Consider the following 15,862-nt stretch of genomic DNA (forward strand, 5'->3'; position numbering starts at 1 on the left):
TTATCCTCGAAGTGTTATTCCGGGAGACTGTCCGTTAAGCTCCCGACAAAGATCTAGATACAATAGCACATTATATTAAACGGCATCGCCGTCAAAACCCAACGTTAACGAAGAAGCTGCATATGGCACAACAAGTACAACTCAGCGCAACGGTGGCCGAATCTCAACTCGGTCAACGTTTAGATCAGGCTTTGGCCGAATTGTTCCCTGATTATTCACGATCTCGCATAAAAGAGTGGATTTTGGATAATAGGGTCTCGGTCGATGGTAAGACAATTAATAAGCCAAAAGAAAAAGTGTTGGGTGGCGAGATCGTCGCGATTGACGCTCAAATAGAAGAAGAAGCCCGCTGGGAGCCGCAGGAAATCCCATTGGATATCGTGTACGAAGATAGCGATATTCTGGTTATCAACAAACCGCGCGGCTTGGTGGTACACCCCGGTGCAGGTAATCCTGATGGCACGGTATTAAATGCGTTATTGCATTATTACCCTGAAATCGTGGATGTTCCCCGCGCTGGCATCGTTCATCGTCTGGATAAAGACACCACAGGTTTGATGGTCGTGGCGAAAACCGTCCCGGCTCAGACTCGTTTGGTTGAAGCGCTTCAGGCGCGCGAAATCACTCGTGAATACGAAGCCGTTGCCATTGGTAAAATGACGGCGGGCGGTCTGGTTGATGAGCCGATTTCTCGTCACTCGACCAAACGCACTCACATGGCGGTTCACCCTATGGGTAAACCTGCGGTGACTCATTACCGCATTATGGAACATTTCCGCGCGCATACTCGCTTGCGTCTGCGTCTGGAAACGGGCCGTACTCACCAGATCCGCGTGCATATGTCGCATATTAACCATCCGCTGGTGGGCGATCAGCTTTACGGTGGCCGTCCGCGTCCGCCAAGAGGCGCATCGGATAATTTCATTGCCGTGCTGCGTGGTTTCGATCGTCAGGCACTGCATGCCACCATGCTGCGTTTGTATCATCCAATCAGTGGCGTTCAGATGGAATGGCATGCCGCTCTGCCGGAAGACATGATTGAGCTGATCACCGCTTTGAAAGCCGATACTTTAGAATTTAAAGATCAGATGGATTGGTAATGAAGCCGCTGATTCTGCCGCAATGGCCACAGCCAGCCAGCGTTAAGTCGTGCAGCACCACCCGCAGCGGTGGTGTTAGCGTGCCGCCTTATGATTCTCTGAATTTAGGGGCGCACGTAGGCGATAACCCGGCGGATGTGGAGCAGAATCGCCAGCAATTAATTACGCTGGCGGCGCTGCCACAGGCTCCGCAATGGCTGGAACAGGTGCATGGCACGCGAGTTTTACGCCTGAACGGCGAGCCCATCGCGGATATCCAGGCCGATGCGGTATACAGCAACGTGCCTGGGCAGGTTTGCGCGGTGATGACTGCCGACTGTCTGCCGGTCTTGTTCTGTTCGCTGACGGGAGACGAAGTTGCGGCGGCTCATGCCGGCTGGCGTGGCTTATGTGCCGGCGTTCTTGAACAGACTTTGGCAGAATTCAGCGCAAAACCTTCTTCTATTATTGCCTGGTTAGGCCCGGCGATTGGGCCTCGGCAATTTGAAGTGGGAGCAGAAGTAAAACAGGCATTCGTTAGCGCAGACCCCCAAGCTGCGCTGGCGTTTACTCCGTTTGGTGACAAATATCTGGCAGATATTTACCTGCTAGCCCGCCAGCGGCTGGCGTCAGCGGGTATCCACGAAGTGTACGGTGGCGACCTTTGTACAGTGAGTGATGAGCAACAATTTTTCTCTTATCGACGCGAAGGAATCACCGGCCGCTTGGCAAGTTTAATCTGGTTGATCTAACCTATTGAATTAGGACGATCCAATGACGCATACCACAAAACTCAAATATATTGGCTAAAATAACCTTGAAAAGCTGAGGGATGACCTCATCTAATCTCCAGTAGCAATTTTGACCAGTATTGGAGGTGTTATGCGTCTGGATCGTCTTACCAGTAAATTCCAGCTTGCCCTCGCCGATGCCCAGTCTTTAGCCCTTGGGCGCGACAACCAGTTTATTGAACCGTTACATTTGATGAGCGCTTTGCTCACTCAGGATGGGGGCACGGTTCGCCCATTGTTAACCTCTGCCGGTATCGATGTTGCGCGTTTGCGCACGGAAATCGATCAGGCTTTGGGACGCTTGCCGCAGGTTGAAGGTACCGGCGGCGATGTTCAGCCATCCCACGAATTAGTGCGGGTACTCAATCTTTGCGACAAACTGGCGCAAAAGCGCGCAGATAAATTTATTTCTTCAGAATTATTTGTTCTGGCGGTGCTCGAAGATCGCGGTTCGTTGACCGATCTATTGAAAGCCGCAGGTGCAACAACCGATAAAATCAGCAAGGCAATCGAACAAATGCGTGGTGGAGAAACCGTTGATGACGCCGGTGCGGAAGATCAGCGCCAGGCATTGAAAAAATACACCATTGACCTGACCGAGCGCGCGGAGTCCGGCAAACTCGATCCGGTTATTGGCCGTGATGAAGAAATTCGTCGCACCATTCAGGTATTACAGCGTCGTACCAAGAACAACCCGGTACTGATTGGTGAGCCAGGGGTGGGTAAAACCGCCATTGTGGAAGGTTTGGCTCAGCGAATTGTCAACGGTGAAGTGCCGGAAGGTTTGAAACACAAACGCGTGCTTTCATTAGATATGGGCGCGTTGATTGCCGGTGCTAAGTATCGCGGTGAGTTTGAAGAACGGCTAAAAGGCGTATTGAACGACCTGGCCAAGCAGGAAGGTAGCGTCATTCTGTTTATTGACGAGTTGCACACCATGGTCGGCGCAGGTAAAGGCGACGGTGCAATGGATGCAGGCAACATGCTGAAACCTGCGTTGGCTCGTGGTGAATTGCACTGCGTAGGTGCTACTACGCTGGATGAATATCGTCAGTATATAGAAAAGGATGCGGCGTTAGAGCGTCGATTCCAGAAAGTATTTGTAGCAGAACCGACGGTAGAAGACACCATTGCCATCTTGCGTGGGCTGAAAGAGCGTTATGAATTGCACCATCATGTGCAAATTACTGACCCGGCGATTGTGGCGGCTGCGACCTTATCGCACCGTTATATTGCCGACCGTCAGTTGCCAGATAAAGCCATCGACCTTATCGATGAGGCCGGTTCTAGCCTGCGTATGCAGATGGACTCCAAACCGGAATCTCTGGATCGTCTGGAACGTCGGATTATCCAGTTGAAACTGGAACAGCAGGCGCTGAATAAAGAGTCTGACGACGCCAGTAAGAAACGTTTGGAAATGCTCAATGCTGAATTAGAGCAAAAAGAACGCGAATATTCAGAGTTGGAAGAAGAGTGGAAAGCCGAAAAAGCCTCTTTAACCGGTACTCAGAATATTAAAACCGAACTGGAGCAGGCCAAAATTAGTCTGGAGCAGGCTCGTCGCGTTGGCGATCTTGGTAAGATGTCCGAATTGCAATACGGTAAAATTCCAGAACTGGAGAAACAGCTGGCTGCCGCTACTCAGGCCGAAGGCAAGACCATGAAGTTGCTGCGTAACCGCGTAACTGAAACGGAAATTGCCGACGTGCTGGCGCGCTGGACCGGGATTCCGGTGGCGCGGATGCTGGAAAGCGAGCGCGACAAGCTGCTGCGTATGGAACAAGACCTGCATCAGCGGGTTATTGGCCAGAACGAAGCGGTTGAAGCCGTTTCTAACGCAATTCGTCGTAGCCGTGCCGGTTTGTCAGATCCTAACCGTCCGATCGGTTCATTCCTATTCCTCGGCCCAACCGGGGTAGGTAAAACCGAATTGTGTAAAGCTCTGGCGACTTTCCTGTTCGACAGCGACGACGCTATGGTTCGTATCGATATGTCCGAGTTTATGGAGAAACATTCCGTATCTCGTTTGGTTGGTGCGCCTCCGGGCTACGTCGGTTATGAAGAGGGGGGGTATCTCACCGAAGCGGTACGTCGTCGTCCTTATTCAGTGATTCTGCTGGATGAAGTCGAGAAAGCGCATCCAGATGTGTTCAACATCCTATTGCAGGTATTGGATGATGGCCGCCTGACCGATGGCCAAGGTAGAACGGTAGACTTCCGTAATACCGTCGTCATCATGACGTCTAACCTGGGGTCTGATTTAATTCAGGAACGCTTCGGTGAAAGAAGCTATACGGAAATGAAAAACATGGTTATGGAAGTGGTCAGCCATCACTTCCGTCCTGAATTCATTAACCGTATAGATGAAGTCGTCGTCTTCCATCCGTTGGGGCGGGGGCAATTGGCTTCGATTGCCAAGATTCAATTGGAGCGTTTGTACAAACGTCTGGAAGAACGTGGCTACGAAGTTACTATTACCGAACCTGCCTTGGAGTTCTTGGGTGAAGCTGGGTTCGATCCTGTATACGGGGCGCGGCCGTTGAAACGTGCCATCCAGCAGGAAATTGAAAACCCGCTGGCGCAGCAGATACTTTCCGGCAAGTTATTACCGGGTATCCCTGTGATATTAGATGTTGAAGACGGGCATATCGTGGCCAAACAGTCATAGTGAAATGGAAAGGGGCGATTTATCGCCCCTTTTTGCTTTCTTTTTACCCAGAAATGCCATTTTTGATGTATTTATAGCCGGTTGGAAAATTATTTGAAATTAGGGGTTGCAGCCTGTCAGGAACTCCCTATAATGCGCCTCCACTGACCGGGAACAACGAAACAAACTTCGCCGGGTCAGGAAGTGTTAAGCAGGCGGAAACGCCGGTTCTTAAAACGAAAGTTGAAAAGAAAAGCTTGACACTTCAGCGGGAAAGCGTATTATCTGCCTCCCGCGTTACCGTAAGATTCGCCGCAAGCGAACGGGTAACGAACGCTCTTTAACAATTTATCAGACAATCTGTGTGGGCACTCGCAAGACGATATCAAAGCCTGTTTCGGCAGGCAGAAGAAATATCAAGTCTTGAAGAGTGACCAAAGCAGTAAACATTTGAACTTCGGTTCGAATGCATATTTGCAGAAAGTAATCTTTGAGCATCGCTACTTCGGTAGCAAATCAAACAAATCTTAAATTGAAGAGTTTGATCATGGCTCAGATTGAACGCTGGCGGCAGGCCTAACACATGCAAGTCGAGCGGCAGCGGGAAGTAGCTTGCTACTTTGCCGGCGAGCGGCGGACGGGTGAGTAATGTCTGGGAAACTGCCTGATGGAGGGGGATAACTACTGGAAACGGTAGCTAATACCGCATAACCTCGCAAGAGCAAAGTGGGGGACCTTAGGGCCTCACGCCATCGGATGTGCCCAGATGGGATTAGCTAGTAGGTGGGGTAATGGCTCACCTAGGCGACGATCCCTAGCTGGTCTGAGAGGATGACCAGCCACACTGGAACTGAGACACGGTCCAGACTCCTACGGGAGGCAGCAGTGGGGAATATTGCACAATGGGCGCAAGCCTGATGCAGCCATGCCGCGTGTGTGAAGAAGGCCTTCGGGTTGTAAAGCACTTTCAGCGAGGAGGAAGGCATTTCACCTAATACGTGAAGTGATTGACGTTACTCGCAGAAGAAGCACCGGCTAACTCCGTGCCAGCAGCCGCGGTAATACGGAGGGTGCAAGCGTTAATCGGAATTACTGGGCGTAAAGCGCACGCAGGCGGTTTGTTAAGTCAGATGTGAAATCCCCGAGCTTAACTTGGGAACTGCATTTGAAACTGGCAAGCTAGAGTCTTGTAGAGGGGGGTAGAATTCCAGGTGTAGCGGTGAAATGCGTAGAGATCTGGAGGAATACCGGTGGCGAAGGCGGCCCCCTGGACAAAGACYGACGCTCAGGTGCGAAAGCGTGGGGAGCAAACAGGATTAGATACCCTGGTAGTCCACGCTGTAAACGATGTCGACTTGGAGGTTGTGCCCTTGAGGCGTGGCTTCCGGAGCTAACGCGTTAAGTCGACCGCCTGGGGAGTACGGCCGCAAGGTTAAAACTCAAATGAATTGACGGGGGCCCGCACAAGCGGTGGAGCATGTGGTTTAATTCGATGCAACGCGAAGAACCTTACCTACTCTTGACATCCACAGAACGTAGCAGAGATGCTTCGGTGCCTTCGGGAACTGTGAGACAGGTGCTGCATGGCTGTCGTCAGCTCGTGTTGTGAAATGTTGGGTTAAGTCCCGCAACGAGCGCAACCCTTATCCTTTGTTGCCAGCACGTCATGGTGGGAACTCAAGGGAGACTGCCGGTGATAAACCGGAGGAAGGTGGGGATGACGTCAAGTCATCATGGCCCTTACGAGTAGGGCTACACACGTGCTACAATGGCAGATACAAAGTGAAGCGAACTCGCGAGAGCAAGCGGACCACATAAAGTCTGTCGTAGTCCGGATTGGAGTCTGCAACTCGACTCCATGAAGTCGGAATCGCTAGTAATCGTAGATCAGAATGCTACGGTGAATACGTTCCCGGGCCTTGTACACACCGCCCGTCACACCATGGGAGTGGGTTGCAAAAGAAGTAGGTAGCTTAACCTTCGGGAGGGCGCTTACCACTTTGTGATTCATGACTGGGGTGAAGTCGTAACAAGGTAACCGTAGGGGAACCTGCGGTTGGATCACCTCCTTACCTAATGATACGCATTGCGCAGTGTCCACACAGATTGTCTGATAGAAAGTAACGAGCAAATAAGGCCGGGCTGAGAGATTAGTCGGGCTTTAGTACCTTGTTGGGTCKGTAGCTCAGGTGGTTAGAGCGCACCCCTGATAAGGGTGAGGTCGGTGGTTCAAGTCCACTCAGACCCACCAACTCATCCCTGTAGTGCGTTACCGTCACATTCGTTTATAACAATAAACGTGCGTGTCTGCGCCTTGTCTGGACATGAGTTGCAGCAATAAGGTATTTGCTTTTTATATGGGGCTATAGCTCAGCTGGGAGAGCGCCTGCCTTGCACGCAGGAGGTCAGCGGTTCGATCCCGCTTAGCTCCACCATATAAAACTATTTCAAAATATATTGCTGCCGCAAGGTGGACAGTATGTTGTGAAATATTGCTCTTTAACAATCTGGAACAAGCTGAAAATTGAAACACTGCAGCTAAAACTTGTCTCTCCGTAGATTTACCGAGACAAGGAGTCACCTGCAGGTAGAGTCTCTCAATAATCGCAGCACGATGATGTCGAAAGACACCTTCGGGTTGTGAGGTTAAGCGACTAAGCGTACACGGTGGATGCCTAGGCAGTCAGAGGCGATGAAGGGCGTGCTAATCTGCGAAAAGCGTCGGTAAGCTGATATGAAGCGTTACAACCGACGATACCCGAATGGGGAAACCCAGTGCAATTCGTTGCACTATCGTTAGATGAATACATAGTCTAACGAGGCGAACCGGGGGAACTGAAACATCTAAGTACCCCGAGGAAAAGAAATCAACCGAGATTCCCCTAGTAGCGGCGAGCGAACGGGGAGGAGCCCAGAGTCTGAATCAGTTTGTGTGTTAGTGGAAGCGTCTGGAAAGTCGCACGGTACAGGGTGATAGTCCCGTACACAAAAATGCACATGCTGTGAACTCGATGAGTAGGGCGGGACACGTGACATCCTGTCTGAATATGGGGGGACCATCCTCCAAGGCTAAATACTCCTGACTGACCGATAGTGAACCAGTACCGTGAGGGAAAGGCGAAAAGAACCCCGGCGAGGGGAGTGAAATAGAACCTGAAACCGTGTACGTACAAGCAGTGGGAGCACCTTCGTGGTGTGACTGCGTACCTTTTGTATAATGGGTCAGCGACTTATATTTTGTAGCAAGGTTAACCGTATAGGGGAGCCGTAGGGAAACCGAGTCTTAACTGGGCGTCTAGTTGCAAGGTATAGACCCGAAACCCGGTGATCTAGCCATGGGCAGGTTGAAGGTTGGGTAACACTAACTGGAGGACCGAACCGACTAATGTTGAAAAATTAGCGGATGACTTGTGGCTGGGGGTGAAAGGCCAATCAAACCGGGAGATAGCTGGTTCTCCCCGAAAGCTATTTAGGTAGCGCCTCGTGAACTCATCTTCGGGGGTAGAGCACTGTTTCGGCTAGGGGTCCATCCCGGATTACCAAACCGATGCAAACTCCGAATACCGAAGAATGTTATCACGGGAGACACACGGCGGGTGCTAACGTCCGTCGTGAAGAGGGAAACAACCCAGACCGCCAGCTAAGGTCCCAAAGTCATGGTTAAGTGGGAAACGATGTGGGAAGGCATAGACAGCCAGGATGTTGGCTTAGAAGCAGCCATCATTTAAAGAAAGCGTAATAGCTCACTGGTCGAGTCGGCCTGCGCGGAAGATGTAACGGGGCTAAACCATGCACCGAAGCTGCGGCAGCGACACTTAGGTGTTGTTGGGTAGGGGAGCGTTCTGTAAGCCGTTGAAGGTAGTCTGTGAGGACTGCTGGAGGTATCAGAAGTGCGAATGCTGACATAAGTAACGATAATGCGGGTGAAAAACCCGCACGCCGGAAGACCAAGGGTTCCTGTCCAACGTTAATCGGGGCAGGGTGAGTCGACCCCTAAGGCGAGGCTGAAAAGCGTAGTCGATGGGAAACAGGTTAATATTCCTGTACTTGGTGTTACTGCGAAGGGGGGACGGAGAAGGCTAGGCTAGCCGGGCGACGGTTGTCCCGGTTTAAGCGTGTAGGGGGGTATTCCTGGTAAATCCGGAAAACCATCAACCCTGAGGCGTGATGACGATGCACYACGGTGCAGAAGTAGTTGATGCCAAGCTTCCAGGAAAAGCCTCTAAGCATCAGGTAACATTAAATCGTACCCCAAACCGACACAGGTGGTCAGGTAGAGAATACTCAGGCGCTTGAGAGAACTCGGGTGAAGGAACTAGGCAAAATGGTGCCGTAACTTCGGGAGAAGGCACGCTGGCGCTAGGTGAAGAGACTTGCTCTCGGAGCTGAAGCCAGTCGCAGATACCAGCTGGCTGCAACTGTTTAATAAAAACACAGCACTGTGCAAACACGAAAGTGGACGTATACGGTGTGACGCCTGCCCGGTGCTGGAAGGTTAATTGATGGGGTCAGCCGCAAGGCGAAGCTCTTGATCGAAGCCCCAGTAAACGGCGGCCGTAACTATAACGGTCCTAAGGTAGCGAAATTCCTTGTCGGGTAAGTTCCGACCTGCACGAATGGCGTAATGATGGCCAGGCTGTCTCCACCCGAGACTCAGTGAAATTGAACTCGCTGTGAAGATGCAGTGTACCCGCGGCAAGACGGAAAGACCCCGTGAACCTTTACTATAGCTTGACACTGAACATTGAGCCTTGATGTGTAGGATAGGTGGGAGGCATCGAAGCGTGGACGCCAGTCTGCGTGGAGCCAACCTTGAAATACCACCCTTTAATGTTTGATGTTCTAACTCGGCCCCATAATCTGGGGTGAGGACAGTGTCTGGTGGGTAGTTTGACTGGGGCGGTCTCCTCCCAAAGAGTAACGGAGGAGCACGAAGGTTAGCTAATCACGGTCGGACATCGTGAGGTTAGTGCAAAGGCATAAGCTAGCTTGACTGCGAGAGTGACGGCTCGAGCAGGTACGAAAGTAGGTCTTAGTGATCCGGTGGTTCTGAATGGAAGGGCCATCGCTCAACGGATAAAAGGTACTCCGGGGATAACAGGCTGATACCGCCCAAGAGTTCATATCGACGGCGGTGTTTGGCACCTCGATGTCGGCTCATCACATCCTGGGGCTGAAGTAGGTCCCAAGGGTATGGCTGTTCGCCATTTAAAGTGGTACGCGAGCTGGGTTTAGAACGTCGTGAGACAGTTCGGTCCCTATCTGCCGTGGGCGTTGGAAGATTGAGAGGGGCTGCTCCTAGTACGAGAGGACCGGAGTGGACGCATCACTGGTGTTCGGGTTGTCATGCCAATGGCATTGCCCGGTAGCTAAATGCGGAAAAGATAAGCGCTGAAAGCATCTAAGCGCGAAACTTGCCTCAAGATGAGTCTTCCCTGGGGCTTCAAGCCCCCTGAAGGAACGTTAAAGACTATGACGTTGATAGGCTGGGTGTGTAAGTGCAGCGATGCATTGAGCTAACCAGTACTAATGATCCGTGAGGCTTAACCTTACAACACCGAAGGTGTTTTAGAGAGCGTTTTGATTTTCAGCATTGTTAACAGATTGGATTGACTGGCTGTGTGGTGTAAATCACGTGGCGGGTTGATTGAAACAGAATTTGCCTGGCGGCAATAGCGCGGTGGTCCCACCTGATCCCATGCCGAACTCAGAAGTGAAACGCCGTAGCGCCGATGGTAGTGTGGGGTCTCCCCATGCGAGAGTAGGACACTGCCAGGCATCAAATAAACAAAAGAGGCTACCCTAACGGGTGGCCTTTTTTGTTTGTCTCGTTTGGGTGGTGTGCGACTCGAGCATGCATGCGACAAACTGCGCCTGCGCTGGCCCCAGCGGGGTGAGTCTCATCCAGAAGATGAGACGAATACAGTGGACACTGCCAGGCATCAAATCAAGCCCAGACCCCATGCCAAAAGCGTGGGGTTTTTGCTATGGAAAAAAGACAGACGCGAGGCGGATAAAAGTCATTGCCGCCCTCGAACCGAGCCTCCTGCGATTGCGGGGGGCTTTTTGCGTTTAAGGGCATGGGAACCCCCGGGAATGCCGGGCGTTGAAGGCGTATATGGCGATTTTCATTCCATAAGGGGCGGCTTATCCGGTAAATTGCGCCGCCGTTGACGTTTTCAGGCAGTAAATTCGCAGCATTTTCAGGCAGATACAGTCACTCACCGGGCTTATATTAGGTGGGGAATCAACTACCGTCCCAGTAACATTGATTTTTCCATCAACGCTGGCACCGAAGGATATTATTTAGAGAGATAGCACTGACCAGTAACGTTTTATTGAATATAGAAATATCCTTTAATAGTTTAAGGATGAGCATTCCGTAACGTTGAGTTTAATTCGCTGCCTGATAAACACCGTATCCGGCCATGGCACCAGCTACATCCCAGACGAAGTCTTTCCAGCTCCACCCTGTACCGCCCTGACGGCTATCGTAGAACTCTTTCCCCGCACCTATACCTATAGAGAACAATAAACCAAAGCTGCGACTGCGGGCGTCTGACCAATTCTGGTGCTCGCCATATGCCGTGCCTGCCGCGGCAAAAGCAGCGGAGGCGAAGAAGTGCTGAGCTTTGTCTTTCCCCGTCCAGCTATCGTTGGCCATGTGGGTGCAGGCAGTGCTCAGAAAGAATAGGGGGGCGATGACGGCCGAACGGAGATATGAACATCGCTCCATGGAGTATTCCTTTTGTAGATGAAATAAAAACCTGTCTTTAGATAAAGTAGCATGTCAATTCCATTACCGAAACCGATCAGAAACTGAATGAAGGGCAATAAGTTAGCTACTTTAGCCGCCAGATATAATCAGCCGCCTTTTGGAGACCATATTTACGGGTAAACTCCGAGCCTTAAAAATCAGCGTCTCTTTAGTATGTAAGATTTAAATCCGATGAAGCCAAAATATGTTGATGGCAAAGTCGTTAGCCATAACTTTAATTTGGCCAATAAAAAACCCGGCTATTAACCGGGTTGCGATCTGACCATCGAAATCTACAGGATGCGGCTGATTAGACGGTCGATACGAATTCGCCGTAAGCGACGAATCAGTTTCCTGACCTTCACCGGATATTGCTGAATATTTTCCAGCTCAAGGTAGTGGGAAACAACTTTGGTATGCGTACGGATGCATTCTAGCTCTTTCGCCCGCTGTTCGTGCATTTCATGCTTGGGATCGTGGATCAAAATGGCGTTTTCCAGATCCAGGCGCCAGGCGCGCGGGTTTAGGTTATTACCCGTAATCAGCTGCCAGGTATCGTCTACCCACATGCCTTTCAGATGATAAGTGTTATCGCCGTCTTTCCATAGTCGAACCACAAGCTGGCCGTTATCCACAAAGCGCTGTAAGCGACTGAGGAAGCGGCGCAGATTTATTTCATACAGATAAGGTAAAGCTCCGATGATCTTGAAAGGCTGATCTTCCGGAATATAGAAATCGTTTGCCGTTTTGTCCCCGACAATAATCTCAACCTGTTTTCCTTCGCGCAGCAAATAAATGATATTGCGTACCAGCAGTGCAGGCAGGTTGAAATAAGGAGTGCAGATAGTGAGCTTTTCGTCGGCAGAACACATCAGATGATGTATTGCTTTATTTAAAGGACTTTTCTTTCCCAGGCCAACCAACGGGGTCACGGCTAGTTCATCATTACTGCTTCGATCCGTAAATTCATAACCGACATCACGCAGGGATAAGCGGAATTGGCGGGTCTCGTTTTTTATTTCAGGGTTTTTTGGACGATCGCTACGATCTAAGCGCTGAACCGCACCGGCTCCCAGGATCTGTTGCTTGATGTATTCCGCCATTGCATTCGCCATAGCCGGATTTTTAATTAACTGGTAGCGATCGTAACGGTATTTATCGTGCTGATGCAGATAAACATCATTAATACTGGCACCGCTGTAAATGACTCTGTCATCAATAATAAAACCTTTCAGATGCAGAACACCCAAGGCTTCGCGAGTATTTACCGGTACGCCATACACTGGAACGGCAACGCCCGGATGCTTTGCCGCCATATCACAATACCAATCGGCGTTGGTATTAACTGCAGCAGCACCAATACGCCCGCGTTGGGCACGATGCCAGTCAACTAATACGCAAATTTCCAGCTCAGGCCGCTGTTGTTTCGCCTGATAAAGTGCCTGCATGACGTCCCGACCAGCATCATCTTGTTCCAGATACAGTGCGACCAAATAAATACGTTGGGTTGCCTGAGCAATTAATTCCAGCAGAGTTGCGCGGAAAACCTTCGGGCAGTAAAGCGTTTGGACATCATCAACTGACTGGGGGAGTTTGGGCAGTTGTGCAAGGTGTTGTTGATGTTTGCTACGTTTGAATTTTGACAACATCACAGTGCGCTTCTTCTCTCGTTATTTGATGGCAAAACCGCCATAGCTTAAGAATACTAATCCATAGAATCTGGCGATAATACCACTAGTTACCCGTGTTGTGCGTAAGTTTTGCCTGCGGGTTAGCTAATCGACCAGCTCTGTGGCCTCGGTCACCCTTATGTTCGTCATCTTTCACGCTGGCTGCTTGCTTCCAATCCAATGACTTCGCGGGTTAAGCTTCGGCAAATTTGTGCCGTTGCCGTTTGGCCACGGCGTGAAATTTATCGGGCATAAATGAGTCAATAAATCACAGTGTTAATTCGAGATTAACGATTCCGTCTTCCAACTGTACGTCAACGTTGAACCCCAACTTTTGTGCCAGTCCGATCATCCCGCGATTGTGCGGCATGGTAATGGCGGTTAAACGGGTTAAACCGTGGCCTCGGGTATAGTGAATCATTTTCTCCAATAGCCGACTGCCTAGCCCCAAACCTTTCAGGTCGGATCGAACCAGTACTGCGAACTCGGCGTCAATATTGTCTGGATCGCTTAAGGCGCGAGTGACACCAATGATTTCGCTGTTTCCATGTTGCTGACGCACAGCGACAAAAGCCATTTCTCGATCGTAGTCGATTTGCGTCATATTCGCCAAATCATCGTGATTGAACTCGTTTATCTCACTAAAATAGCGGTAATAAAGATCTTCTTTTGTCACCTTATCAATGAAGTCTTTCAGCAAAGGCTCGTCTTCTGGCAGGATTGGGCGGAACAGGCAGGAGGAACCGTCTTTTAGGTGCACCAGTTCTTCCAGTTCTTGCGGATAGGGACGAATGGCCAGGCGAGTTTGCGGATCGCCGCTAATTGGCGCCAACTGCATAGAAACATCCAATAGCGTGAATTCACTGCCGGAGGCCAGCACCGGGTGAATATCCAGACGGGTTATCTCTGGGCAATCGAGTATCAGATTGGAAACCTGCACCAGCAGGTGGCTAAGGCCAGGAATATCCAAAGGTTGTAGCGCGCCCCGCCGGCGAATTTTTCCACCTTTTACCGCCTGTAAAATCAGATAGCGGGCCAGCGCCATATTCAGCGGCGGCAGAGCAACCGCCGCCTGTGTTTCCTGATGCCACTCCACGCCACCTTCTCCCAGCATAATCAGCGGGCCGAAAATGGCATCTTGCTCCACCACAATCCGCAGTTCCTGTGCACCAGCGCGGTGAGCCATGCTTTGTACCAGCAGGCCATGAATACGTGCCTGGGGATAAGTGCGCTTAACCCGATCGAGAATATCATCAGCGGCGCGCTGCACTTCTAGCGCGGTGCGCAGATAGAGCATTACCCCCTGAACCTCCGATTTGTGGGGAATATCCGGTGAGCGCAGTTTGATTGCTACCGGATAGCCAATTTGTTCAGCGATATGTACCGCTTCCACGCTGTCACTGGCAATCCAGGTTGGCAGGATGCTAAGACCGTAGGCTTGCAGAATTGGCTGCACTTCATGGGTATCCAATTGCGTAGTGCCTTCCGCCAGCGCCTGACGAATTAACTGATGCACGTGAGTGGTATTGGCTGTTAGTCCTACCGGTAGAGCGGGTGTTTCCTTTAATTGTTTCTGGTTACGGCGGTATTCCACCATATGCATAAAAGCGGTAATAGCGCCCTCTGGAGTGCGATAAGTCGGTATTCCCGCTTCGGTAAACATTCGGCGGGCGTCCTGAGATGAATATTCGCCACACCAATTAGTTAGTAAGGTAATTCGTTTTCCGCGCGGGTGTTGCTGGATGGCCGAAATCAGCAGTTCGGCCGTTTTATTACCGGGAGCCGCCGCGCTAGGGGAGTGAATTAATAGCAGCGCATCATAATCTGTACTGTCTAATAACGGCCTGACCGCCGCCAGGTAGCGTTCAGCGCTGGCATCGTCCCGTAGGTCTATTGGGTTGCGGATGGTGACAAAAGGCGGTAGTGCCTCGCTTAGCGCGCGATGAGTTTGTTCCGATAAGGTCGCCAGCTTGCCGTTACGGCTAATCAATTCGTCCAGTGCCATCGCCGCTGGCGCAGAGCCGTTGCTGACAATCAGTAGCTTTTCACCGCGTAGCGGGCGCATATGACTGAGCGTTTCGACCGCAGAGAATAATTCGTGCGTGTCTTGCACTCGCAATAAACCCGCTCGTTGGATTGCTGCGTCGTAGGCGGCGTCCAGCCCTTGCTGGCCATCGAGTAACTGCTGAGCGCGCTGAGTTCGACCACTTTTTACTACTAAAATGGGTTTATTACGCGAGGCGCTGCGAGAGGCGGATAAAAAGCGGCGGGCGTCGCTGATATGCTCGATATACAGCATGATGGCGCTGGTTTTGGCATCGCGAGACAGGAAATCGAGCAGATCATCCAAATCGATATCCAAACTGTCGCCCAGCGCAATAAAGTAGGAAAAACCGACTTCTCGCTGCTGCGCCCAGTCCAGCACCGTGTTGGCCACCGCCGCCGACTGGGAGATGAATGCCAGCTTGCCTTTTTGAATCGGAACTGGAGAAAAACTGGCGTTCAGTCCTTGCCACGGAGCCAGTAGCCCAAGGCTATTTGGCCCAAGTAATCGCATGTTATAGCGATGGGCACAGGCTTTTAACTCGGCGAATTGATCTGGCGGCGCGGACAGAATAATAACGGTTTTACAGCCGCGGGTGCCTAAGGCATCCAAAAGTGACAGATTACGGCTGGCATTGGTGCAGAGAATGGCTAAATCCGGCGTTAGCGGCAGGGACGCGATATCCGGATAGGCCAATACGCCGCTGACCGCTTTATAGCTTGGCGTGACCGGTAAAATTGGCCCATTAAACCCGCCGTCCAGCAGATTACGCATCATCAGGAAGCCCGCCCGCTCCGGTTTTTCAGAGGCACCGATAACCGCAATCGACTTGGGGCGTAACAGTGCTTCTAATCCTCGTTGGCTCATGGCGTCT

At 51.1% G+C, this 15,862-nt stretch carries 6 protein-coding genes, 2 tRNA genes and 3 rRNA genes; 8 read left to right on the forward strand and 3 right to left on the reverse strand.

All coding sequences use genetic code 11. The annotated features are described in order from the left end of the window. The first annotated feature begins 122 nt into the window (after positions 1 to 122). The 8 genes from rluD (at position 123) to rrf (ending at position 10,295) form a co-directional block, all read left to right on the forward strand. Complete coding sequence (gene rluD, locus PL78_RS14820; RefSeq protein WP_064516660.1) at positions 123 to 1,100, forward strand: 23S rRNA pseudouridine(1911/1915/1917) synthase RluD; 978 nt, start codon at positions 123 to 125, stop codon at positions 1,098 to 1,100. Continuing rightward, complete coding sequence (gene yfiH / locus PL78_RS14825) at positions 1,100 to 1,831, forward strand: purine nucleoside phosphorylase YfiH (RefSeq protein ID WP_064516662.1); 732 nt, start codon at positions 1,100 to 1,102, stop codon at positions 1,829 to 1,831. The genes rluD and yfiH overlap by 1 nt, the downstream gene beginning before the upstream one ends. Before the next feature lie 130 nt (positions 1,832 to 1,961). Then, a complete protein-coding gene (gene clpB, locus PL78_RS14830; protein ID WP_064516664.1) occupies positions 1,962 to 4,538 on the forward strand; it encodes an ATP-dependent chaperone ClpB in 2,577 nt (858 codons plus the stop codon). A 508-nt stretch (positions 4,539 to 5,046) separates the two neighbouring features. Continuing rightward, positions 5,047 to 6,589: ribosomal RNA gene (locus PL78_RS14835) — 16S ribosomal RNA — on the forward strand. Between the two features lie 102 nt (positions 6,590 to 6,691). Continuing rightward, a tRNA-Ile gene (locus tag PL78_RS14840) sits at positions 6,692 to 6,768 on the forward strand. A 108-nt stretch (positions 6,769 to 6,876) separates the two neighbouring features. After that, positions 6,877 to 6,952: transfer RNA gene (locus PL78_RS14845), tRNA-Ala, on the forward strand. 209 nt (positions 6,953 to 7,161) lie between these two features. Further along, a 23S ribosomal RNA gene (locus PL78_RS14850) occupies positions 7,162 to 10,068 on the forward strand. 111 nt (positions 10,069 to 10,179) lie between these two features. After that, a 5S ribosomal RNA gene (gene rrf / locus PL78_RS14855) occupies positions 10,180 to 10,295 on the forward strand. The 16S, 23S and 5S rRNA genes sit together here with 2 tRNA genes alongside, the layout of an rRNA operon. 616 nt (positions 10,296 to 10,911) lie before the next feature. Here the strand turns inward: rrf and PL78_RS14860 are convergent. The 3 genes from PL78_RS14860 to PL78_RS14870 all read right to left on the reverse strand — a co-directional run bounded on the left by PL78_RS14860 (position 10,912) and on the right by PL78_RS14870 (position 15,855). Then, complete coding sequence (locus tag PL78_RS14860) at positions 10,912 to 11,253, reverse strand: YfiM family lipoprotein (RefSeq protein ID WP_064516666.1); 342 nt, start codon at positions 11,251 to 11,253, stop codon at positions 10,912 to 10,914. A 314-nt stretch (positions 11,254 to 11,567) separates the two neighbouring features. After that, positions 11,568 to 12,920: a CDP-diacylglycerol--serine O-phosphatidyltransferase gene (pssA, locus tag PL78_RS14865; protein ID WP_415843133.1), complete on the reverse strand. Its 1,353-nt coding sequence runs from the start codon at positions 12,918 to 12,920 to the stop codon at positions 11,568 to 11,570. Between the two features lie 292 nt (positions 12,921 to 13,212). Then, the gene (locus tag PL78_RS14870; RefSeq protein ID WP_064516670.1) at positions 13,213 to 15,855 is read right to left on the reverse strand and encodes a bifunctional acetate--CoA ligase family protein/GNAT family N-acetyltransferase; all 2,643 of its coding nucleotides are present in this window, start codon (positions 15,853 to 15,855) and stop codon (positions 13,213 to 13,215) included. Positions 15,856 to 15,862 lie beyond the last annotated feature (7 nt).

This window comes from Yersinia entomophaga (genome assembly GCF_001656035.1).
GTDB classification, from domain to species: domain Bacteria; phylum Pseudomonadota; class Gammaproteobacteria; order Enterobacterales; family Enterobacteriaceae; genus Yersinia; species Yersinia entomophaga.